This window comes from Helcococcus bovis, assembly GCF_046035835.1.
Classification (GTDB): domain Bacteria; phylum Bacillota; class Clostridia; order Tissierellales; family Peptoniphilaceae; genus Helcococcus; species Helcococcus bovis.
Genome location: NZ_JBFNGB010000025.1, coordinates 1 through 23,303, shown reverse-complemented (window position 1 = coordinate 23,303; position 23,303 = coordinate 1). Strand labels below are relative to the sequence as shown.

At 25.6% G+C, this 23,303-nt stretch carries 22 protein-coding genes, 1 tRNA gene and 1 other RNA gene; 5 read left to right on the top strand and 19 right to left on the bottom strand.

What is annotated here, in order from left to right; translation table 11 throughout:
• Positions 1-32: 32 nt before the first annotated feature.
• From ABGF48_RS07580 to ABGF48_RS07555, 6 genes are read right to left on the bottom strand one after another with little or no spacing between them, the layout of a single operon-like run.
• A complete protein-coding gene (locus ABGF48_RS07580; RefSeq protein WP_408105732.1) occupies positions 33-1,079 on the bottom strand; it encodes a serine hydrolase in 1,047 nt (348 codons plus the stop codon).
• 3 nt (positions 1,080-1,082) lie between these two features.
• Positions 1,083-2,054, bottom strand: a complete 972-nt coding sequence (gene msrB / locus ABGF48_RS07575) for a peptide-methionine (R)-S-oxide reductase MsrB (RefSeq protein WP_408105731.1) — start codon at positions 2,052-2,054, stop codon at positions 1,083-1,085.
• Positions 2,055-2,063: 9 nt separating this feature from the next.
• Entirely contained in the window at positions 2,064-2,843 is a 780-nt protein-coding gene (locus ABGF48_RS07570; RefSeq protein WP_408105730.1) for a DnaJ domain-containing protein, read from the bottom strand.
• 57 nt (positions 2,844-2,900) lie between these two features.
• Positions 2,901-6,449: a UvrD-helicase domain-containing protein gene (locus ABGF48_RS07565; protein ID WP_408105729.1), complete on the bottom strand. Its 3,549-nt coding sequence runs from the start codon at positions 6,447-6,449 to the stop codon at positions 2,901-2,903.
• Positions 6,442-9,792: a PD-(D/E)XK nuclease family protein gene (locus ABGF48_RS07560; protein ID WP_408105728.1), complete on the bottom strand. Its 3,351-nt coding sequence runs from the start codon at positions 9,790-9,792 to the stop codon at positions 6,442-6,444. The genes ABGF48_RS07565 and ABGF48_RS07560 overlap by 8 nt, the downstream gene beginning before the upstream one ends.
• Positions 9,793-9,805: 13 nt before the next feature.
• On the bottom strand, positions 9,806-10,750 hold the full coding sequence (locus tag ABGF48_RS07555; protein WP_408105727.1) for an ROK family glucokinase: 945 nt from the start codon (positions 10,748-10,750) through the stop codon (positions 9,806-9,808).
• Positions 10,751-10,932: 182 nt separating this feature from the next.
• Here ABGF48_RS07555 and ABGF48_RS07550 point away from each other — a divergent pair, with 182 nt between their 5' ends.
• Positions 10,933-11,427: a QueT transporter family protein gene (locus tag ABGF48_RS07550; protein ID WP_408105726.1), complete on the top strand. Its 495-nt coding sequence runs from the start codon at positions 10,933-10,935 to the stop codon at positions 11,425-11,427.
• A gap of 42 nt (positions 11,428-11,469) precedes the next feature.
• On the opposite strand, the gene ABGF48_RS07545 is transcribed toward ABGF48_RS07550, so the two are convergent.
• Genes ABGF48_RS07545 through ABGF48_RS07530 form a run of 4 tightly spaced genes read right to left on the bottom strand, consistent with a single transcriptional unit; the run spans position 11,470 to position 13,773 of the window.
• Positions 11,470-11,733, bottom strand: coding sequence for a PTS transporter subunit EIIB (locus ABGF48_RS07545; protein ID WP_408105725.1), 264 nt, complete (start codon positions 11,731-11,733; stop codon positions 11,470-11,472).
• A 52-nt stretch (positions 11,734-11,785) separates the two neighbouring features.
• Positions 11,786-12,628, bottom strand: a complete 843-nt coding sequence (locus ABGF48_RS07540; RefSeq protein ID WP_408105724.1) for a barstar family protein — start codon at positions 12,626-12,628, stop codon at positions 11,786-11,788.
• Positions 12,621-13,088: a ribonuclease domain-containing protein gene (locus ABGF48_RS07535; protein ID WP_408105723.1), complete on the bottom strand. Its 468-nt coding sequence runs from the start codon at positions 13,086-13,088 to the stop codon at positions 12,621-12,623. Before ABGF48_RS07535 ends, ABGF48_RS07540 begins: the two co-directional genes overlap by 8 nt.
• Before the next feature lie 16 nt (positions 13,089-13,104).
• Positions 13,105-13,773 carry a YoaK family protein gene (locus tag ABGF48_RS07530; protein ID WP_408105722.1) on the bottom strand — a complete coding sequence of 223 codons (669 nt, stop codon included), beginning with the start codon at positions 13,771-13,773 and terminating at the stop codon, positions 13,105-13,107.
• 92 nt (positions 13,774-13,865) lie between these two features.
• On the opposite strand from ABGF48_RS07530, the gene ssrA reads away from it, so the two are divergent.
• Positions 13,866-14,212, top strand: a transfer-messenger RNA (tmRNA) gene (gene ssrA, locus ABGF48_RS07525).
• Positions 14,213-14,283: 71 nt separating this feature from the next.
• Here ssrA and ABGF48_RS07520 read toward each other — a convergent pair.
• From ABGF48_RS07520 to ABGF48_RS07480, 9 genes are all read right to left on the bottom strand, one after another.
• Positions 14,284-14,481, bottom strand: coding sequence for a hypothetical protein (locus tag ABGF48_RS07520; RefSeq protein ID WP_408105721.1), 198 nt, complete (start codon positions 14,479-14,481; stop codon positions 14,284-14,286).
• 58 nt (positions 14,482-14,539) lie between these two features.
• Positions 14,540-14,953 carry a terminase small subunit gene (locus tag ABGF48_RS07515; RefSeq protein ID WP_408105720.1) on the bottom strand — a complete coding sequence of 138 codons (414 nt, stop codon included), beginning with the start codon at positions 14,951-14,953 and terminating at the stop codon, positions 14,540-14,542.
• Entirely contained in the window at positions 14,953-15,786 is an 834-nt protein-coding gene (locus ABGF48_RS07510) for a hypothetical protein (protein ID WP_408105719.1), read from the bottom strand. The genes ABGF48_RS07515 and ABGF48_RS07510 overlap by 1 nt, the downstream gene beginning before the upstream one ends.
• A gap of 19 nt (positions 15,787-15,805) precedes the next feature.
• On the bottom strand, positions 15,806-16,336 hold the full coding sequence (locus tag ABGF48_RS07505; RefSeq protein ID WP_408105718.1) for a hypothetical protein: 531 nt from the start codon (positions 16,334-16,336) through the stop codon (positions 15,806-15,808).
• A gap of 963 nt (positions 16,337-17,299) precedes the next feature.
• On the bottom strand, positions 17,300-17,689 hold the full coding sequence (locus tag ABGF48_RS07500; RefSeq protein WP_408105717.1) for a hypothetical protein: 390 nt from the start codon (positions 17,687-17,689) through the stop codon (positions 17,300-17,302).
• Between the two features lie 138 nt (positions 17,690-17,827).
• Positions 17,828-18,007: a hypothetical protein gene (locus tag ABGF48_RS07495; RefSeq protein ID WP_408105716.1), complete on the bottom strand. Its 180-nt coding sequence runs from the start codon at positions 18,005-18,007 to the stop codon at positions 17,828-17,830.
• Between the two features lie 266 nt (positions 18,008-18,273).
• Positions 18,274-20,022, bottom strand: coding sequence for an AAA family ATPase (locus ABGF48_RS07490; protein ID WP_408105715.1), 1,749 nt, complete (start codon positions 20,020-20,022; stop codon positions 18,274-18,276).
• A gap of 241 nt (positions 20,023-20,263) precedes the next feature.
• Positions 20,264-20,467, bottom strand: a complete 204-nt coding sequence (locus ABGF48_RS07485) for a transcriptional regulator (RefSeq protein ID WP_408105714.1) — start codon at positions 20,465-20,467, stop codon at positions 20,264-20,266.
• A 23-nt stretch (positions 20,468-20,490) separates the two neighbouring features.
• The gene (locus ABGF48_RS07480) at positions 20,491-20,691 is read right to left on the bottom strand and encodes a helix-turn-helix domain-containing protein (protein WP_408105713.1); all 201 of its coding nucleotides are present in this window, start codon (positions 20,689-20,691) and stop codon (positions 20,491-20,493) included.
• Between the two features lie 198 nt (positions 20,692-20,889).
• Here ABGF48_RS07480 and ABGF48_RS07475 point away from each other — a divergent pair, with 198 nt between their 5' ends.
• From ABGF48_RS07475 to ABGF48_RS07465, 3 genes are all read left to right on the top strand, one after another.
• Positions 20,890-21,447, top strand: coding sequence for a helix-turn-helix domain-containing protein (locus ABGF48_RS07475; protein ID WP_408105712.1), 558 nt, complete (start codon positions 20,890-20,892; stop codon positions 21,445-21,447).
• 2 nt (positions 21,448-21,449) lie between these two features.
• Positions 21,450-22,520 carry a site-specific integrase gene (locus ABGF48_RS07470; RefSeq protein ID WP_408105711.1) on the top strand — a complete coding sequence of 357 codons (1,071 nt, stop codon included), beginning with the start codon at positions 21,450-21,452 and terminating at the stop codon, positions 22,518-22,520.
• Positions 22,521-23,043: 523 nt separating this feature from the next.
• Positions 23,044-23,119: transfer RNA gene (locus ABGF48_RS07465), tRNA-Lys, on the top strand.
• Positions 23,120-23,303: the final 184 nt, after the last annotated feature.

Sequence of the window (23,303 nt, the reverse complement as noted above, 5' to 3'; positions counted from 1 at the left end):
TATAAAAAAAATAAGACCATATCTTTATGATCTTATCTAGTCTGAATACTCCTAGAGTTTTCAACTTCTTCTATAGTTCTATTTATTAAATCTCCTATATTGTTAATATGCTTATCAACTATGTTTTCAAAATAAATCGCATAGTAATATTTGTTATTTGAATTAACCAATCCATAGTCATATGATTTAGTATCTTTTTTTAATATGTTCTTATTTCCAAAAGTGCTAAAAATAGATTTTAAATATAAATCATTCTTTTCACGCAAATAGTGTTCAAAAACAGAACTTAGTGTATTTGATTTGTTATCATATAATTCTAATACCTTAGATATGTCTTTTACTGAAAAATGTATAAAATCATGTTCATTAAAATAGTCTCCTAGATATTCTTTTATTCTAATGCCTCTATACGCTAAATATCTATCTAAAATATTTTTCGCTGCATTATCATTATTTATATATGCTTCATTTATAATTCTATCTAATTTAATATTGGTTCCTATACTTGATTCATTATATATTTTACTTCCACCAACTAGATCTGATCTATCCAATATCATATTATCTTCTACTTTAATTATTTTATTATCTATAGCATTTCTAACTACTATAAGTTTCATTAGCGGTAAAATTTCTATGTTTTCATATTTAATTTCATCATTTAATTTTAATAAGGCTATATTACCTTTCTTTATATATAAAGAAAGTTTTTCTTCTATAATATTATTTTTATCTAGATACTCTTTTAATTTTTCATATATATATGATTCATAATTATTTTTAACCTTATTTTCAATTAAAAATCTATATTCTTCATTTAATGCATATTTTCCATCTTTACTATTATATTTTTTATAATATATATTTCTATTATAATTTTTTAATTTTTCATTATATATATTTGATGATGCAAAACTAAATTTATTATTGTTACTTTTTTTATAAAAGAATAACAAATATATGATTACAAATCCAAATAATATTAAAAAAATATATAACAAGTTTTTTTGTTTTTTCCTATTTGTCCTAGATTTATTTTGTCTTCTTCGCCTTCTTGACGTTCTTTCCTCATTAAGCACTTTTTACTCCACAAATTTTTTATATTCTGAGTATCCTTTTTCATCCATTTCATCATATGGAATGAATTTTAAACTATCTCCATTTATACAATATCTAAGTCCACCAAGTTCTTTTGGTCCATCATTGAATACATGTCCTAAATGTGTGTTTCCTGATTTACTTTTAACTTCTATTCTTTTTCTATTTAATTTATTATCTTCGTAGTAGTTTACCGCTTCTTCGATAGGTCTGCTAAATGATGGCCATCCACATCCTGAATCAAATTTATCAGTTGATGCAAACAATGGTTGTCCTGTAACTATATCAACGTATAAACCTTTTTCATAATTATCCTCATATTCACTTGAATAAGGCATTTCAGTATCTGCGTTTTGAGTTATTTGATATTGTTTTTCTGTTAATTTACTTTTTAATTCTTCATCAGATGGTTTAACATATTTTGTATATTTTAAATCATTACTGGATAGCGATAAATCAACGTGACAATATCCTCCCGGATTTTTTTCTAAATATTTTTGATGATATTCCTCTGCCATATAATAATTTTCTAAAATTTTATTTTCCACAACTATTTCTTTATCATAGTTATTTTTTACTAATTCAAAAAACTCTCTAACAATCTGTCTATCTTCACTATTTAAACTATATACGCCCGTTCTATATTGCGTTCCAATATCTCCACCTTGTTTATTTAATGATGTTGGATTTATAGTTCTAAAATATTGTTCGAGCAATTGGTATAAATTTATTTTTAAAGGATCATATATTATTTTTGTTGTTTCAGCAAATCCCGTAGATCCAGTGCATACTTGTTTATATGTTGGATTTTCTGTAACTCCATTAGCATATCCAACTTCTGTTAAAATAACACCATTAATTGTATCGAAGTATGCCTGAGTTCCCCAAAAGCATCCTCCAGCTAAATATATTTCCTTTTCATTATCTTTAACTTTAATTTTACTTTCTATTTTCATTTTTACCTCTTATATTTGTTTATATCTTTTAACATTTTCCTCAGAAAGAAAATCAAATGCATTATTTATTTTCTTAAACATATCTTCAGCATTTTTTTCTTTACTTAAATCCGGATGATACTTCTTCGCTAATTTTCTGTATGCTGATTTTATTTCAGAATAATCAGAGTTATATGAAACACCTAGCACATCACAAGAATTTTCATATTGAGTTTTAAATTGAGAGAAAGGAGTATATGTTTGTTGATTGCTATATCCACCTTGATATGCGCCACCATTAAATCCTCCAAATTGTCCAAAAGCTTCCTCGAATATTTTTTGCCATTTGGCATTCTCTTCTTCTTGCCTTCTTCGTCTAGCCTCTTCTCTTTTTCTCATCTCTTCTTCAAATTCTCTTCTCTTCATTTCTTTATAATCTTCTATATAATCAGAGAATTTTTTTGTGTTTTTTTGATTTTTAGTAATTAATTCTGCTTTTTCAAATAAATAATGATTTGTTGTGTATTCCCACATTCTTAAATAAATCAAACTTCTTTCCCCTAAAAACACAATTATTATAGGTAAAATTAGTATTAATAATAAATATTGCACATTTCTAGAAAATAACAATAATAGTAAGAATGGAAACATAAAAATCCCTATCAAACTTAAAATAAAAATTGGTATTATAAAAATTTTTATTTGTTTACTGAAATTTGTAATTAATTCAAATGTTTTTATAGTATATTTCATAATGAATTTATTTGCTTTAGCTAACTTATTTAATAAATATCCTAAAATTTTATTCATTTTCACCTCAACTTCTTAATATTTACTATTATATATTAAAAAATAAATATGTAAAAATTATATAGATGAAACTTCATTATGAAATATCCAATATATAAGTTTTTCTTTTACTTTTTTTCCAGTAGCTTTTTCCAGTCCTTGTCTATATAATTCTAACTGAGTCTTATAAATTTCTTCATCTATTTTTTTATTGGTCTTAAAATCAACGATAACCAATTCCCCATTTTCCTCAAAATACATGTCAATTTGACCATCTACTAAATATACATTTTTATTATCTTGAATTTTTTCTTCATATTTCATTGTAAAGGATTTTTCCTTAAATATATTTTCAGAATTCATTAGTCTCTTAAATAGGTTAGAATTTATATAATTATCTATTATAGATCTATCAATAAAGTTTAGCTCCATTTTTGAAATATAATTATCGTTTACTAAATTCAACAAAAATTCATCTATATCAAGATTAGCTACAATAGGTAACATTTCAAATATATAATGATATAGACTTCCTTTTTCAAGACTAGAAATTTCTTCTTTTGGAATATCCAGCAAAAATTTAGGTCTATTTGCCATTATACCATTAACTTCGATTTCTTTTTCTTCTTGACAAATAATTTCATAATCCTTGAAATCTGATGATGTATTTTTGTCTTTTGCAGATATTTCAGTAACCGTCTTTTTATATGGAATATCAATTTTTGATGCATCATAACTGTTATCTATTTTTTCTAATAAAATATCAATTTTGTTTTCAACAATTTTGTCTTCATTAACATTGATACTTCCTGAATCATCAACAGTTTTTATGTCACTATATTTTTTTATTAATTTAACAAAATCCTCATCATTTAATTTTATTTCGACGTTTTTTCCATTAAAATAATCTGAGTCTTTTTCTCTTTCAAAATAATCACCCGAAATTTTATCTTTAGATAATATTGAATAAATCCAAGAACTATATGATCTTAAATTTTTATAATCATCATCAATTGAAATATCTTTTGATGAACTAGACAAAAAATATAAACTTTGCGTAGCTCTTGTTAATGCAACATATAACAATCTTACTTCTTCAGATAATAATTCTCTTCTTTTTAATTCACAATTTTGCTTGTAATTCAAACTAGTATAAACTTCATTTTCATCTTTAATATTATTTTTTAAGGAAATTCCAAATTTTTCATTTAAAACAATATTACTTTTTAAATCTTCTTCATTAAATTTTGTATTCAATGAAACTAAAAATACATTTTTAAATTCAAGCCCTTTAGATTTATGTATAGTCATTATCCTTACAACATTATCTTCTTCTGATAGTTCTGCACCTGGATCTCTATCGACTAGTTTTCTTTCAATCATTTTATCAATATAATTTATAAATGAATTCAATGTTTGGAATGAATCTTTTTCAAATTCTGAAATTTCTCTTATAAAAATTTCTATATTATCTAAAATTTTATCTCCATATGGTTTAGATAAAACATATGACATATGACCACTATCCAATAATACGTACCAAGCTAAATCTGAAATTGTCATATTTTTTTCTAATTCCTTATATTTATTTATCTTAGAAGAATAATTTTTTATTTTTTCAACAATATCACCATGTTCTATTATAAATAATTCATCTTTTAGTGCATTTCTAAAGCAATAACTAAATGAATTATCTTTATTATCACCTCTTATATACGCCAAATCTTCATCCGTAAAATTACCAATTGTTGATTTTAGAACCGATAATAATGTGATGTCATCTGTATCATTGTCTATAGCTTTTAATATTTCTATAAAAACCTGCATTTCAATATCATTGTAAGAAAATTTTGTAGAATCTGAATAAAAAGGAATTTTTAATAGTTCTAAATTTTCACATATTTCTGGAATGATAGTAGAATTTCTTGCTAAAATTGCTATTTCATTATATGCAACACCAGTTTCATGCATTTCTTTAATCTTTTCTGCCACATAAATAGCTTCTGGATTTTTATCATAAAATTCTTTTTTCACATTAGTATCTTTTAAATCTTCTTTATTTTTTTTAATAAATGTAAATTCTATATTAGAATTTTTATCATTGTATTTTTCAAATCCAGGTGTTAATCTATGTGATTCATCATCATAGTTTACATCCCCCATCTCTTCAGTCATTAAATTATTAAATATAAAATTGTTAAAGTAAAGAAGCTTCCTTTCTGACCTAAAATTATGTTTTAAATCTATCGCACTATTTATACTCGTATCCCTTTTATACAATTCATATCTTTCTTTAAATATCAATGGATCTGCAAGTCTAAATTTATAAATACTTTGTTTAATATCTCCTACAAAAAACAAATTAGTTTCTCTTGAAATTTTATTTACGATATAATTTTGAACTTGATTTGAATCTTGGTATTCATCAAAAAATATATATTCAAATTTTTCACGAAGTTCATTTACTACTTCGTCGTCATCTAATAATTTAATAGTCAAATGTTCAATATCCGAAAAATCCATTGCACTTTTCTTTAGTTTTAATAATTTAAATCTTTTATCAAATTTTTGTAGTATCATATACATGGATTCTAAATTTTCCTTAGAAATATTTTCATAATATATATCTTCGTCTACGTTAAGTATAATTTCAGGAACTAACTTCTTAAATAAATCTCTGTATTCATTAATACTATTTTTAATATAATCTCTATCTTCAAAGGAAATATTTAATTTTTTACATTTTTTATCTGTGATACTTTCCATTTTTTCAAAAGAAAATTGATCTATATATTTTTCTAATTCTTCATAATTAGAAGTGTTTCTTATATTTACTATTTGATTATTATCAGAATTTATATTATCTTTATATATCTTCAAATCATTTGAATTAACAAATGAAATTATTTCATCATATATTTTTTCATATCTCGTATATAACTCATTAATTTTAGTTTTATAATAAAGAAACATTTTTTCTTTTCTATCATTATATTTTTCAGCATTTTCATAAAAATCTTTTGAGTGATATTTTCCAATCTGAGTTTCAAGCCACTCAAAAGGATTAATTTGTGAGTTTATAAATGTATATAATTTAAATAAGATTTCTTTTATATATTCATCACTATATTTTTTTGTGAAGTTATCAAGTAAAAAATAAAATTTAGAATCCTCGTTTTTATATAATTCATTAAACACATCATTCATTGCTTGCCATTTAATAACTTCTAAACTTGAACCGGTAAGAATCTTAAACGCTGGATTTATCCCTAATTTATAGAAATAACTTCTAAGAACTTCTATACAAAATGCGTGCATAGTAGATATTTGAGCATTTATTGTTTTATTATATTGTTTTTTTAAAAATATTTTAGTATCCGTGTCTACTTCTTTAATCCTGTTTGAGATAGTCTTTTTGATTCTATCCTTCATTTCAGCTGCAGCTTTATTTGTAAATGTTACAATTAAGAATTTATCAATATCAATTCTTTCTTCTTCAAGCAAATTAATAATTCTTTGTCCTAAAACTTGAGTTTTACCTGCTCCTGCTTGAGCTGATATGATAATATTTTTATTTCTTAAAAATACTCCTTCTTTTTGCTCTGGGGTATATTTTATCTCACTCATGTTCTTCTCCTAATTTTTCTTTTACAAATTTCCAATCAATATTATCTAAATATTCATATCTTAAATCTTCATCTTTAGAAATTGTTTTTATTTTAGAATAATCATATGGACTAAAGTTCTTCATTTTATATGGTCTTAACGAAATATCACCATTTTTTATTTTTTCAACAGTTTGTTTAATATTTTTCTTGTTATGCTCAAAAATATTCTTAAAGAATTTATCATCAACAGCATTATCTTTTTTTTCTAATGCATATGACCTGCCATCAAATTTAAATATTTTAGAATTATTTACATTTGTAATGTCAGTTTCTTCATCCAGTATTTTAAACAAGTTTTCATCATTATTTATTATTCCTTCAAGCTTAAAATCTTTGAACATTTTATTTTTATCTTTACTATTTCTCATTATTTCATAACTAATTTCATTATTTAATTTTTGATAAAAAGCACCTATTGCTTTACCATTTTTATCACTATTTACTGCAGCTTCAAGATAAAGCATTAATTGCAAGTCAACTCCATGATAAATTTTAGCTATATCAAAAGTTTTATTTCCTGTCTTATAGTCAATAACTCTAAAATACTTTGAACCTTTATAATCATATTCATCAACTCTATCGATTTTTCCTTCAATATTTACAACTTTATTATTATCTAATTTAATTTTTATAGCTGGAAATACAGCATTATTTCCATATCTTTCTTCTAAAAATATTTTAGATATAGAAGAAAAATCTATTTGTTCACTTATTATATCTAAATAAGATTTAGAGTGTTTCTTAATCTGACTTATAAAATATTTATTTTTTGAATCTTCAACTTTATAATCGTCAAATGTACTTTCTAAAGCTTTCTTAAATATCAAATTATTATCAACACCTTGTTTATTATATAAATTTTCTATTGAGTATTTCATATATTCATGCATGAAATTACCAGTATCTAATTTTGAAATATCATATGTGTTAAATTCTCTAGGTTTAATACCATATTTTATAAAATGTTCATAAGGATTAGCATTAAATAATTCTAATTGGCTTATGCTAAATTTATTCAAATTATATATTTTTTCAGCTATGTCACTACTAATATTTTTTCTGGTTTTATCTTTTCTTAATAATTGAATTGCATTTTGTACATTTTGATAACCATCATATTTAGAAGTTTTTTCTAATAATTTTTTTATAAATATAATTTCATCATTTGGAATATTCACTTTATTTTTTATATCTAATAATTTTAATGGAAGATATTTATTTATAAGTGTTTTAGAATAAATTAAATCTTTATATCTCAACTCATCTTTGCTGTAATTTTCAGAATTCATCATAGCTATAACCCATTCTAAAATTGATGCTTTTCCCATTGACTCATTTGATGAATTAACCAAACTATAACTAAAATGCAATTTTTCAGTTGATGTATATAAAAGCTCGTAAAAAGATAATAAGTCATTTGAATTAATATTTTCAGATATATTATTTAACTCTATCCCTCTATTTAATAAAACTTGTTTTTCATCATTCAAAAATATATCTATGTCATTATTAGTTATTGGATAGTATAAATTTGACATTCCTACTACATATATTTTTTTCACCGTATTAAATCTTGATCTTTTTATGTCCCCAATTATTATTTGATCTTGACTAGGGGGTATAATTCCAATCTTAAAATTATCAATGGATGATGTTAAAATATCAGAATATTTTTCAAATTCAATTTCTTTTTCTGATATTAATTTATAAATATCATCTAATAACAAAATAAAATTATTCCATATTAATTTATTTTCATCTTTTTCATCTTCATTTAGATTTTGTTCGTATTTATTATATGAATTAATTAGAATTTCATTAAAAAATAAATTATAAATTTCATTTGTAAAATATTTAAAATCACTTTTTTCTTTTATTTTATAAATAATACTATCTTCATATGTTTCACCAATTACATTTAATAAAATTTTTCTAATCATTAAAATTTTATTAATATTTTCCTTGTCTTCTTCAATATAGAATTTAGCATTTTCACTTATTTTAAAATACTTATCTTCAAAAATCATTTTTCCAAATATTTTTCTACGGGATATAAACGCTATAAAAGTATTTATTTCGTCATCTAAAGCTTGTAAAAATGAAGCTTTAAGAAATTGAGATATAGATACGGTACTTAAATTTGAATTTAACATATTTATCATAGACTTTATATATTTTATCATCGGATTTCTAAGTAAATTTATTGATTCGTCTATAAAATATGGTATTTCATTTATTTGAAATATTTTTTTAATTTTTTCAAAATATTCACTTCTATTTGTAACAATAATTGCTATATCTGAATATTTATATTTCTCATTTATTATATCTTTTTTTATATTTACCGCTAAATTTTCAATCTCTTGGTTAGTGTTGTTTGTCCTTGTTAGATAAATATTATCCAATTTATTAAATGTTTGGTTTATAGAAAATAAATTATATGAAAATAATTTATCTAGAAATAGTTCATTTTTAGTAAAAGATTTTTTTTCATCAAGTTTAATATATTCTATTTTGTTATTAAATTCTTTTTTTCTTAAAGAATTTAAAAATTTCATAGAAATATCAAACACCTCATAATCTTCAACATTTTCTTTTATATCCGTAAGCAATCTTTCATCTAGTGTAATATTAATAAATGTCAAATCTGAAATCTTATCAATCTTTGATACTATCTCTAATTCTTGCTTCGACATATCATTAAATTTATAAAAGAAAAATGAAATATTTTTATATTTTGTAGTATCTTCTATCTTATTAATTGCTACATCAGTTCTATCTATTAAATGATAATTTGTATCGTATTTATATTTTTGAAACTTTTCAAAAATAAGTATTATATCATGTAATTTTTGTTTTAATTCATTTTCCGTGTTATCCAAATTTAAAATTCGTTTTAAATCTTCAATATCAACTCTATTTGAAACTAATTGATCCATAAAATTTAAAAGTAGTTCAATAAAATCTTTGCTATATATATTTTTTTGAAAAATCCTTAATTCATCTTTTACTTCTAACAAGATTGATTGAATAATTAAAAATTTAGCAGAATCACTTAAGAAATTAAGTGTTCTGCCTCCCTTTAAATGTAAAATTTCATTTATTATTGTCTTAAAACTTTTAATCCTTAAATTTAATGTAGAATCTATATTAAGTGCTTCATACGCTTCCAATTCAGTCCCTAATGTAAATTGTTCAGGGACTACAATATATACATTTTTCTCCTCTGATAATTTTTGTTTTATTAAATTATATAAATATTTTTTACTATCATTTATATATCTAGACAATAATACTTTCAATTTTATCTCCTATTTAACTTAAAATTAATTTTGCAGCTCCGAACATTCCAGCGTCATTACCTAAAGTTGCTAATTCAAACTTAACATCTCTTAAAACTGAAAATGCATGATTCCTAAACGCTTCTTGAACTCCGTCAATTAAGAATTTACCTGCATTTGAAACTCCTCCACCTATTACAAATACATCAGGATCAACTATAGCTGCTATAATAGCTAATCCTCTACCTAGATGATTATTGTATTGTTTCATAATTTCTTCTGCAACTTTGTCTCCATCTTTTGCAGCATCAAAAATTTCTTTTGCTCCTACATAATCCAAATCTCTTAATATAGATTTATCATCATGTTCAAATAAATAATCTTGTGCTAAGTATTCTATTCCTGTTGCAGATGTAACTTGTTCTAAACATCTATTACCTCCACAACCGCAAGTTCTTGATAAAGGTTTTTCTAAAAATGGCATATGACCAATTTCTCCACCTGATCCAGTTCTCCCAGATATAATATTACCATCAACTACTATTCCACCGCCAACACCTGTACCAAGTGTAACCATTACTACGTTTTTGTAGCCTTCCGCTGATCCTTTCCATAATTCACCAAGTGCTGCAACATTAGCATCATTTTCAACTAGTACTTTATACCCTAATTTGCTTTCAATATAATCTGCAACATTAGTATTATTTTCCCAACCTAAATTTACAGCTGTTTTTACTATTTTTTTATTTAAAATTGGACCTGGTATACCGATACCTATTCCTTCTAAATTTTCCTTATTTAGTTGATATTTTGCTATGATTTTCTCTAAATGTTCTACCAAATCAGGCAAAATTGCTTTTCCATTATTTTCTGGATTAGTTGGTATATTTGATTTATTGATTAATTCTCCTTCAGTAGTAAACAAACCAAATTTCATACTTCTACCACCAATATCAATACCTACAACATATTTCTTCACTTTAATCCTCCAAAAATATTTTTATTCATATTCATTATATCAATAAATGTCAATGTTTTCATCAAATTTCTGTATTTTACTTTCAAAATATTTGAAATACATTTAATAATATTATATACTTAACTGGTATTTTTAATACATAGTGTTTACTTGGCACCCACTATAAAAATCAAGGAGGAAAAATGAAGAAATTAACATTGGAAGAAATGTCAAGACAAGCTATTATAGCTGCAATTTACGTAGTGCTTACTATAAGTATAGGTGATTTTTCTTATGGACCAGTACAATTTAGATACTCTGAAATACTAAATTTATTAGCATTCTTAAATCCTATAAATGCTATCGGTGTTACATTAGGAGTATTTATTTCAAATTTCTGGTCTACATTAGGATCTATAGATTTAATTTTCGGAACATTGCATACAGCTATATCTCTATTTTTAATAACTAGAACAAAAAATATTTGGATTGCATCATTTTGGCCAACAATTTTTGCTTTCATAATTGGTTATGAATTATCATTTTTAGCTGGATTTGGATCATTTGAAATTATGACATTACAAGTAATGACATCAGAATTTATAATAATGACAGTAATTTCTGTTCCAGTATACAAATTACTAATGCAAAATTCAAAATTTGTTGAAGTAGTTGGTGGGACAAGAAAAAATATTTAGAACAAAAAAGGTATAAGCTCAAAATGAACTTATACCTCTTTTTTATTTGTTTTCGTTTTTAATTTTCAATTTATTGAAAAATACTTCTGCAATTTCTTCTGTTTGTTGTCCTAAAATAATTTGAACTTGTGATCCAAATGGTACGACACCTATAACTCCATAAATTGATTTTAAATCTTCTTGTTTTACTTTTTCTATATCATTTACTTCTACTCTAATTCTTGTTTTACAATTAGACATAGATTCGATATTTTCTATTCCGCCCAATCCTTCTAAGATTGAAACTGTTAAATCTGAAGTACTCATATAATCCTCCTATTAAATTTCGTTTTATATATTATACCACTTTTTAGTAAAATTATAAATTATTTTTATGTTTTTTCGCATTATTTACATATTCATCAGCATTTTTTTGAATTGATGTCACTTCTTCATCTGTCAATTCTCTAATAATTTTAGCTGGAGATCCTAAAATCAATGATTTTGGTGGAAATTCCTTATTTTTAGTTACCAATGAACCAGCGCCAATTATACTATTTTCTCCTATTACAGAATTATCTAATACTATAGATCCCATTCCTACTAAAACATTATCTCCTAGTTTTGCTCCATGAACTATTGCAGAGTGTCCAATCGTAACATTATTCCCAATGATTGTATCTGAATCGTGTGACAAATGCACCACGGCATTATCTTGAACATTTGAATTTTTTCCTATAACAATTTTACCATAATCAGCTCTTAAGGTAGCATTATACCAAACTGAAGAGTTTTCGCCAATTTCGATATTGCCAACAAGTTGAGCTCCTTCTGCTATAAATACAGAATTATGAACTTCTGATTGTGTACCTTCCAAATTTTTTACTTTAGATTTTTTATTATCTTTTTTTATTACATCTTTATTTGCATAATTCAAATCATTCTTAAAACATCCAGCAAAAATATAATCTACTTTAAATCCATCTAATTGATTTAGATCATCAAAAAGTTTCATAACACTCTTACCATAATCACCTAAATTTACTTGAATCATATCTGCATTCATAATCAATACACTTAACGAATCTTGTTCAGATAACAAATCCCATAGTGAATCTAAGTTTCTTGCATAATAACCTGGCAATCCAAAACTTTCTTTAACTATATCATGAAATTTTTCCTTATTTGTAAAATCTTTTCCATTTAATACTATATTATTCATATATCACCTCAAAATTTTTATAGTGGTCTCCAGTATAATAAATTACTTTGCCTTCTCTTGTATAAATTAATCTTTCCGCTCCACGTGTGCCACCTCTATAGTTTACATCCGCTTCAAAATATTTTTCATTTTTAGGTAGCTTTCCTTCTCTATTAGAAAAAACATCTCCTCCTATCACTCCTCTATCAGTTACATCCCACAAATTACCCTTTGAAGCAATCCAACCTAATTTTTTAGCTTCATTTTTAGTTAGATAGTTTTTGGGTAGTCTTTTAAAAGTGTGTAAATACAAAGCAACATCTTCTTTTGAATAATAAGATTTATTTTCATCTAATTGGATATTACTAGTAATATTATTATTTACTTGTTTGTTATCACTAAATAATATTGTTTTTGTTGCAAATACAAATACTATTCCCAATAATATTAAAATACTTCTTAAAATTTTTTTATTTTTCATTCTAACCTCTTTTACTCTATATTTCTTCCCAATACATTAACATATAAACTATTAATAAAATTAATGGTGAAATCAAAATAGATTGTAACCCCATAAACCTTGATAAATAGCCACTAATTCCTGCACCAAATGCAAACAATATAATTATACCTGTATAGTAGAAAAATATTCTCAAATTGTTGATATTTTTTTTATTTTGATATATAGATAAATTTTCCATTGCACTTCTAATATTTCCAATACACATAGTAGTAGCATAACCTGTTCCGTGTATTTTTCTAAATGCTTGTACTTGCATTGCACAAGAAAAAGAAACCATACCTGTAGCAATTAAATTAAATTTTTCAGGTATGAATGCTACTATAATCAAAATAATTATTTCAAAAGCTACAACTAGTTGTCTCCAATGTATTTTTTTATTATTTTTGTATTTTGTCCTTAATTGTTCAGAAAAATATACACCTAAAGCAAATAAAATTAAAGGAAATAGATAATGAAAAATTTTAGAAAAATTTCCTGTGAAAATATTCTGACTCATGAGTACAATATTACCTGTTTGTGCATTTGAAAATACTTTACCTCTTAAATTATATGTATATGCATCTTGAAAGCCCCCAGAAAAAGCTAACAAGGCTCCTAATCTAAAACTTTCTGATGTTTGTTTTTTTATATTAAAATCAATCATATCACACCTCACTACTATTTTACCTCAATTTATCTGTTTGTAAAATATCATATTTGACTTTAACGTTTATATTTTTTATAATACAGATATATGGGGATACTCAGGTTTCGACGGGGTATTGGAACAAAGATAAGCATGTGGAAGGGCATACTTCCTAAAAATAGCAAATTAAATTTAAACGCAGAAGATAATAACTTCGCTTTTGCTGCTTAATTGCAGCAAGTGCTAACTGAAAGTTTCCCGACACTTTCACTTAGTATCATATTTTTCGGGCAACCTATTTTGTAAAGCTTTGAACGAAATAGTGTACTATGAAGCTACTATTTAAAATATTTTGTTGATTTATAGTTTATATGGGAATTTTCAAAATTAACTAAACATGTAGAAATTTTTTCGGAAGGTACTTCGGACGCGAGTTCGAATCTCGCTATCTCCACCAAATATACCTCTAAACGTGTATTTTTACACGTTTATTTTTTTAGTGATACTAATTTGATACTATTTATTTTTTTACCTCATTATTTCCCCTCTATCTTCTATCAAATTGTTAAATATTTTTAATAATTCAAAATACTTATTTTTATTTGTTTCTTCTTCCAGTTTATCCAATATTTTATTAATTTTTATGTTTATATTTTCAAATTTAACTCTTTTATCTTTTATCATTTGCCGTCTTTCTTGTGGTGTTAAATCTGGATTGAAATTCATGTTATACCCCTATTAAATAAATTTGTAAAATAAAAGGGAGCAACAATGCCCCCTTATGTTATTCATCTTTCCACTCTCCAACTATTACATCAGTACTCATATTTATATCCACTTTATCAGTCCACATACCGTATCTTTTCCCTAATAATTCAAGGGCTTTTAATTGATGTGATACTCTTATAGGTATTTTTACAACTTGGCCATCTTTTGTAACCTCATAGTCTATTTCTTCACGTCTAGCTATTGCAGTCAATAACCTTAATATTTCATCTTGCTTTATTATTGCTTTATCTTCTAGTTCTTGCATTCTATTCTCAACATATTCTTTAATTAAAAGATTTTCAAGTAATTTATATGCACTATTTCTCGCATAAGTTTTAGAATATCCTACATTAATAGCCGATTGAATAGCACTACCAGTTATTATATAATCATCTGCAAATTGTTTTTGCTTGATAGTTAATGATTTCATTATGCGTTAGCCTTTTGATAGTAGATACCATATTTTTTATTTTCTAATACAAAAGCCCCATAATTTACCCTACCCTCTACAAGTGAACCGCTTATAAATGGTGGGTTTTCATGTATCTTAAATTCTTCTAATTTAACCGGTCTAACTGTAGCTGATTTATGTGCTATCATAAAACCAAAGTCACCGGGTAATCTTCCCTTTGATACTTTAACAACGTTTAAGCCGTCTACAACTCCAACAACCCCTTTAATTAACATATCTTGAGCGATTGTGTTATCTCTTAAAAATCCACTTAATTTTAATAAGTTGTGTACTTTTGTTGATACTATTAATGTTCGTTCAGTTTCAGGTATTAATTTTTCATCTAATACCTCTTGAGCCTTTAATATTTCTTGATATATATTATCTTTTGTTAACTCTGTAGCTTTTTGTATTGTTCCAGCTTTTTCGCTCATTCTTAAAATTGTAAATGTGTCAACCTCTGGAATAATAACCTCTCTTTGTTGTCTTGCTAATGCAGTAGCCCCTTGTAATACTCTTTGTGTTTCATCTTCATCTAATTTATCAATAGCGAATGTAAATGAACGATCTTTTTCCAACTTATACTCTATTATTGTTGCGTCTAACCCTTGAATTTCGCCATATCTTGATATTTCTTCTCCTGTTCCTTCTCTATCATAATCATTCATTGAGCTAGTCTTTACAGAATATATTTTAATTGTGTTTGCTCCTGTAAAATCATAGTCATTATTTGTAAATAATTCTGATTTTGATTGCTCGGTAAATTGTTCGTCTACTTGTTCCTTAAATTTTGTAACTAAATCTATCGCCATATTTTTTTATTTCTCCTCTTTATCGTTTAAATATTTCTTTAATTTTGGTATCTAAATCATTATGTTGTACCTCTATATTCCTTGGGGGTGTTCCTTTTAACCTTTCGGATACGGCATTTTCTATGCCTTTTTGCAATCCGTCCGTAAATAATTTCTTGATACCCTCGTAACTTTTCTCAATTGTTTTATTATTTGTATAGTCGACATGGTTAGCTAATTCTAATGGTAAGCCCTCAGCCTGTAACTGTAATACTACGTTGAATTTATTTTCTTTGATTGTTACAGCCTTTTCACGCTCTATTAAATCAGCTTCCAAATTTTGTTCGTTTAATAACTTTTCATATCTTGAACGCTCTTTCGCTACTATTCTTTTAGCCCTATCAGAAATTATTTTGTTAATTTCTTCTTGGGTGAATAAGCGTTCGTTTTTTTCTTCAACTTTTTCAGTAGGCTCTGTGTTTTCCATTTCTTCAATTTCTTGATTTTCTTCTACCTCATCAGTTGAAATATTTTCCATTTCTTCAATGTTTTTTTCTGTACTATTATCCATTTTGTACCCCTTTTCAGTTTATTCCCACTATCTCTAGTGATACTATAATTATACCATGTATCCCTTGAAATTTAGCCGTTTAAGGAAATATAATTCCATTAGTTTTTATACATTCCAGTAACTAAAAACATTTTTATGAAATCGTGGTATAATTAATATGTACTTAATAAAAAAGTACAAATTGGAAAAAGGAAAAAGGGTTTTTTCCCCCTTTAACTTCTTTTACACGCTTTCGATTTTCTTTACACATTGAAAATTGCAAGTCATATATAATAATTGCTTTTATATTTCCTTATATAATTGCTTTTATTGCTTTTCACTTAACCGAAAAAGTGAAATATTCTTTCATTATAGCCTACCTTAATTGGTGGGCTATTCCTTATTTAAAACAAAAAAAGACTGTTACCAGTCTAATTTCGCTATTATATCATATACTCTACTTTCTTATTTTTATTTATATTTTTTCACCCTCTTATTTATTTTATAAAATAAATAACTTATTATGTGAGAGTGCTATTTATTTTATTTGTCTTTTTCGGTAAATAGATATTTTATTGCGTGTGTATTATTATCTATCTTCCTATCTAAAATCATTATCAAGACTAACAATAATATATCGCTTATAATAAGCATTAATATTATAAATAAATTCATGTATCACCCCCTTTCAATGATAGTATTATTGAAATAACTCCCTAAATTAAACTTAACCACTTATTTTTTTAAATCATACCCACAATTACCCATTGTATTAGCTTGTAAGACGTGTTTTACATCTCGTTAATGTATTTATATGCTTAATCTATAAAAACGTCTTACAATTGATTTTATGCGTTATTTTTATATTAAGTTTTATTAGGTTTTAGGTTTTTTCGTTTTTCAGGAATAACCTTATAAAATTATTACTTTTCGACATTTTTGTCGGAAATAGTTGTATTACTTTATCTCATTTTTGAGCTAAAGTTATATACATTCAAAATTAAATAACTTCTTAAACAATTCTATTTGTTCTAATTCTTCTATTTGTTTGTTTATATCTATTAAATTAACACTTGTCCCGTCATTTACTGGTTTAACTCCATTATCTTTACAATGCCTAAATCCTTGTATATGCCCCCAATTAAAAGCTAATAAAGTAGCGTCAAAAATTATCTCGCTTATGCTTTGTGGGGCTTGTAATTCCGTTGTAATTCTGCATATTAACTCAAATATTGAAGCACTACACCCAAAATCATCGTGTGCTTTAATTTCCTTGATTTTATTCTTAAATAACATTATTTTCTTAAAATCTTCTATTGTCATATCGTTCATAAATCTTCTATTTGCTTGATTTTGTAATTCTTTATTTTCCATTTCTTTTTCCTTTCTCTTGCCAAAAACTACCCCTCATGGTAAAATAAAGTTGTTTAGACTGGTTATTTTACCAATTTTATGGGGTTAGCTTTTAGCTAATCTCTTTTTGTTTTGTAGTAAATATAGACATTCTTTTCATTATTCTTTTTCAGATATTTCTGCACTATAGAAATATTTTTCTCCCTTATTTGGTACGAACATAATTCCACCCATTGAGGCTATATCATAATCCCTATATTCCCATTCAATTTCTTCTTGTGCTTTTAATATTTCTTCTTCTGTATCTTTCAAAACATTTATAAAAAATAACTCTTTCATTCTTTACTCCTATTTAATTTATTTTTTTATATAACATGTATATAGTGTCATAGTGTACTAAGTGTACCAACATTGAAATTTCAACGTTTAAGACTATTTTTATATGCTATTTTCCTGTACACGTTATATATTTGTGTTAATCTCTTATTTTTTATATTTTTACATAGTGTCCCAAAATATTTATACTTTTTTCTTCTGTAATACAGACTATTACTATATTTGTACACATAATACACTAGTACACTAAAAAGTGTTTATATAAAAAATTATTCTTTAACAAATATATATGTTCTTTTATTATCAATTTTTGAATAAGTAACAAATATATTAAAATGTTTTTGTAGTTCAGGTATTAATTTTGTAATTCTTCTACCTATTTTACTTATTGTCAAATCTTCGCCCTTTTCATCGATCCGTTCAAATTCCGGAATTAAATCTAATATATCAGTCGCGGAAGCCTCTAATTTAGGCTTATTCTCCAATTGTTTTAATACAGCTTTAACAATAGGGTTATTTCTTAACTTAAATAAATACATTGTTCTTTGGTAATTATCAACTGTATCTTCAACCTCAAATAACAACGTTTCGGGATCTTTAGATAAAATTAAATCTTCACCTTGTAATTTTCTACTTTCAACCATTAATCTGAATTTCTTATCTTCATCTTTTGCTAAAATAATATTAAAATCAACAGCTCCTCTATTTGCAGTGGAACCCATTATCCTATCTTGTAAACTAACCCCTTGTGTATTTTTGTTTAAGTGAGTTACTAAAAGACATGATAGTGCGTATTTATCTGCTAAATCTTTATATACTCTAATTTCGTCATAAGATTGTTCATATAATGGTGTTTTACTGTTTTTTCTCTTTGCAACAATGCCGTATGTGTCTATCGCTATTACTTTAGCGCCATACTCCAATATATCGTGTTCTAATATCCTAAATAATAGTTCATCATCTCCAACGGGTAAATCATAAATCGTTGTGAATGCGTCTGTAATCAATTTATTCCCATACATTGTAGTCAATCTGCATTTCATTAAATTCTCATCCATTTCTAAACTGTAATAAATCACATTACATTTTTTTGTTCGTCTACCCAAAAAGTCCTCTCCATTAGATATTGAGTTTAACATTTGTACTGCAAAAAATGATTTTCCGATTTTAGGTTCACCAGCCAACCACCCAACCCCTTGGGGTAGTAACCCCTCAACGTATGCCAATGGTTTATGGTATGATATTTCATTAAATTTATATCCTTTTGTCACTTTCCTGTTTTTTAAGGTGTGTAAAAATTTATTTTCTTTTGCCTTTTCTTTTTCTATTGTTTTCTTAAAATCAAATCTTTTTTGGAATGTATATTCAGTGCGTGGAATTTCTTTTCTTAAATGATAATCAAACATTTTTAGATTGCCTTTTTCATGCTCTGGATTACCATTCGCAAGTAATGCCATTAATTCTCGCCCTGTATCTTCCTCAAGTTCTCCTAATTGTACACCTTTAACTATTGAGAAAAAAGGTGGTAAAAACCTTTCATAATCTGAAATATCTTCACGACTTAAATGCTCACTTACCAGTTTTATAGCTTGCTTATTAGTGTATTTAGTCGGTGCTACTTGTATTTCTTTTATGGTATTTTCGTTTTTATCCTTTATCGTTTTAATATAGTCATCAACCTTTAAAAATCCTTTTTCTTTTTCAAATTCAAATATAGGTTTTATATTTGCTATTCTAGTTGGTACATTAAAAGAATGTTCGGGTTTAATACTTGCAGTATCAAAACATTCTATTAATTTAGATTTTTTTATAAAGTTTTCAAAAACTCCCTCATATTCTTTTACCTTTATTGGTCTATCAAACGGAATTACAATTCTAAATTTACCGTTTGTGCCGTCATAACTTGCAGTAGAATATAAAACATAATTTATATTTAATTCTTTCATTCTTTCTCGTGTTTGTTCCATTTCGTCATGTGTTAAACTATCATAATCTAATGTTAAACCCTCACGATTCAATAAATTCTCTTTTGACTTATTGTTTTTATTATTGAATGAACCAAATATAAAAAAACCCTGTATCCTTTGCTTTTTGTTGTTCTGAATTGCTTAAATTCTTGTAGGTGTCTAAATCTATATACATATTTTTAAAATCGCTTATATGGCGAATAAATGCTTCCCACGTGAACGATTTAGGAAATATATCTCCACTATAAATAGTTTTACCGAAAACAATATTAAATATTCTTTCAGTCATCTATCACGCTCCCAACTTTTTTATAAATTCCTTGCATTCTTCCTCGTCTAGTCCGTATCTTTCAAATAAATAAGTATCTAAAACTAAACCTCGTCTAGTTCTCTTGCCTTTTTCTTCTAATTCTTTGTTAAGTTCTCGTATTGCATTGTATGCATGTGATTGCTTACATTGCAATATTTCCATAACTTGATTTACATTAAGTAACATTGTTACCCCCTTTCTAATTTATTTTATTGTTCCTTTAGTATGATTTCTTGTACTGGAACGTTTAAGCCTTTAGCTAGTTTGTTTACTATTTTAGGACTTGCAAATCCACGACCCAAAACCATATAAATCCATTGTTTAGAAATGTTTGATTTTTTAGCTAATTGACTTTTACTAATTTCATTACTTGCCATTAATGCGTTTATTTTGAATAAATCTAATTTCATGTTTTTTACCTCCTTTTTTTTTATTTTTTTATATTAGTTATCTATTACATTTATTATATTACTATTACTAAAATATTTTGTCAATAGTTTTATAATATTTTTATGATAGTATTATATTACTTTTGTAATAAATTTGTTCTATTTGCTTTTAAATGATATTATTTTACTAATAGTAAAGTATAAAAAAAGAGGTAAAATATGAAAACTAATAATAAAAAAACAAATTTTGGCGATAGATTAAATAGTATATTAAAAGAAAAAAAAATTTCTCAATCAAAATTAGCTGAAATGACCGAAATTTCTCAAGGTGCTATAAGTCAATATATAATAGGCACTTACAAACCAAAATACGACAAAATAAAAGCCATTGCAGAAGCTCTAAATGTAAATGTAGGTTATTTGATAGGGTTAGAAGATATTAAGGATAAAGACCCTAATTTAAGAATTATTAATAACTTGATAGAATTAACCTCAAACAATAAAATGGAATGGGAAAAAAATAGTGATGGATATTTAGCTTTTATGCGTAAAGATTATTCTGTAATTTTAACAATTTCAGACGAAAACGACATTTCATTACATTTCTATAATGAATTAGAAGAAGAAAATAAAGGGGCTTTTATTAATAGCGATGTTTCGGAATATAAATCTTTGCTTGAGGACTTATTACATTTAGTAGAATACGCAACCAGTAATAATGCGTATCTAAACAATATATTATCCGTATTAGATGAAATGATGGACGAACAGGACTAACCATGCCAACATATAAAGACGATAAAACATGGTATTGTAAATTTTACTATACAACTTATGACGGAAATAGAGTTCAAAAGTTGAAGAGAGGGTTTAGAACTAAAAAGGAAGCTGAACAATACGAACGTGAATTTTTATTATCTCAACAATATCAACCCTCAATGTTATTTGTAGACTTTTTAGAAATATATAAAAAAGACGTATATCCCACATTGCGTAAACATTCAATACAAAATAAAACATACGTCCAAAATAATAGAGTGCTACCATTCTTTAAGGATTACCGAATAAATGAGATCACAACTAAAGACATAAAGAAATATCAAAATTGGTTACTTAATAAAGGGTATTCATCAGCAACTATTAAAGGGGGTCAACGTGAGTTCTCTGCAATAATGAATCATGCAGTTAAATTTTACAACTTAAAAGAAAATCCAGCCTCTAAAGTTGGAACAGTAAAAAATCCTAATGAAATGCCCTCTAAAATGCGTTTTTGGACGTTTGAAGAGTTTAGCCATGTAATATCATTAGTAGAAGATAAAAAAACTAAATTAGCCCTTAATCTGCTTTACTGGAGCGGTATTCGTAAAGGCGAAATGTTCGCCCTTACTTATGAAGATATAAATTATATAAATAACACGGTAACAATATCTAAATCATATCAGCGATTAAATGGTAATGATATAGTTACCCCTACAAAAACATATGAAATTAGAAAAATTAAACTCCCTAATTTTTTAATTGAAGATATAAAAGAATATCAGCACGGAGCATTAAACCCTAATGGAGTAATTATTGAATGGGGTAAAAACTTTATGGAAAATGAAATAAAACGTATATGCACTGATACAGGAATTAAAAGAATACACGTTCATGGTTTAAGACATTCACATGCTAGTTATTTAATAAATAAGGGTGTTAATGTGGTATTGATAAGTAAAAGATTAGGTCATAAAAATACAAGTATGACGCTTGATACTTATTCTCATTTTTTCCCTAATGATGAAATAAATTTATTAAATACCATGAATGAAGATTATAAAAATATGGGAGTTGAGAATATAAAAAAGTGATACTATTTTGATACTAAAAAAATCAAAAGCCATTATATTTTAATGTAATATGTGGAATATAAAAAATAGAATAGCTAAATTAAGCCATTCTAAAAATTAAAAAACTGTATAACATAGTCTTTTAGTTCTCGCTATCTCGACCATAGTATAAATCTATGAGACTATAAAAATAATGAAAAAGGTACAAAACTATATTCATTATAAAGACGTAAAAAGTCAAACTAGACAGTATTTGTGGCTAAAATTTAGTTAATTGAGTATATACTGTATAAAGGGTAGAGAAATCTATCCTTTTTTTATTTTGCATATATAGTATAATGTTTCTTATAAAGAGAAGATGTTGAAAAATAAATGATAGATTTCAAGCGATGAGTACTATGTTATCTCATTTTACTCAATCTGTTTTTTGAAATAAATATAATAATTTTTATGAATAGTACAAAAATAATATTTTTTTATAATAGAAATTAATACTAAATAAAAATTGACATAAATGCCTTGTAGGAGTATAATTAATTTGTTAGCTCGATTAGCTCAGTTGGTAGAGCAGCGGACTCTTAATCCGTGGGTCCAGGGTTCGAGCCCCTGATCGAGCACCATTGTATATTATAGAGAGAAAAGGCTAAATCTTGAGTAAACTTTAAGATTTAGCCTTTTTCTTATGGTTTAAATTAATACTTTTTTTGCTTATTTTGTACCTGTTTTAACCTATTTTAACCCTAATATACCTAGTCTTGTGACACACTTTTAAAATAGTATATAAAAAAAAGAGTTAGACCTCAA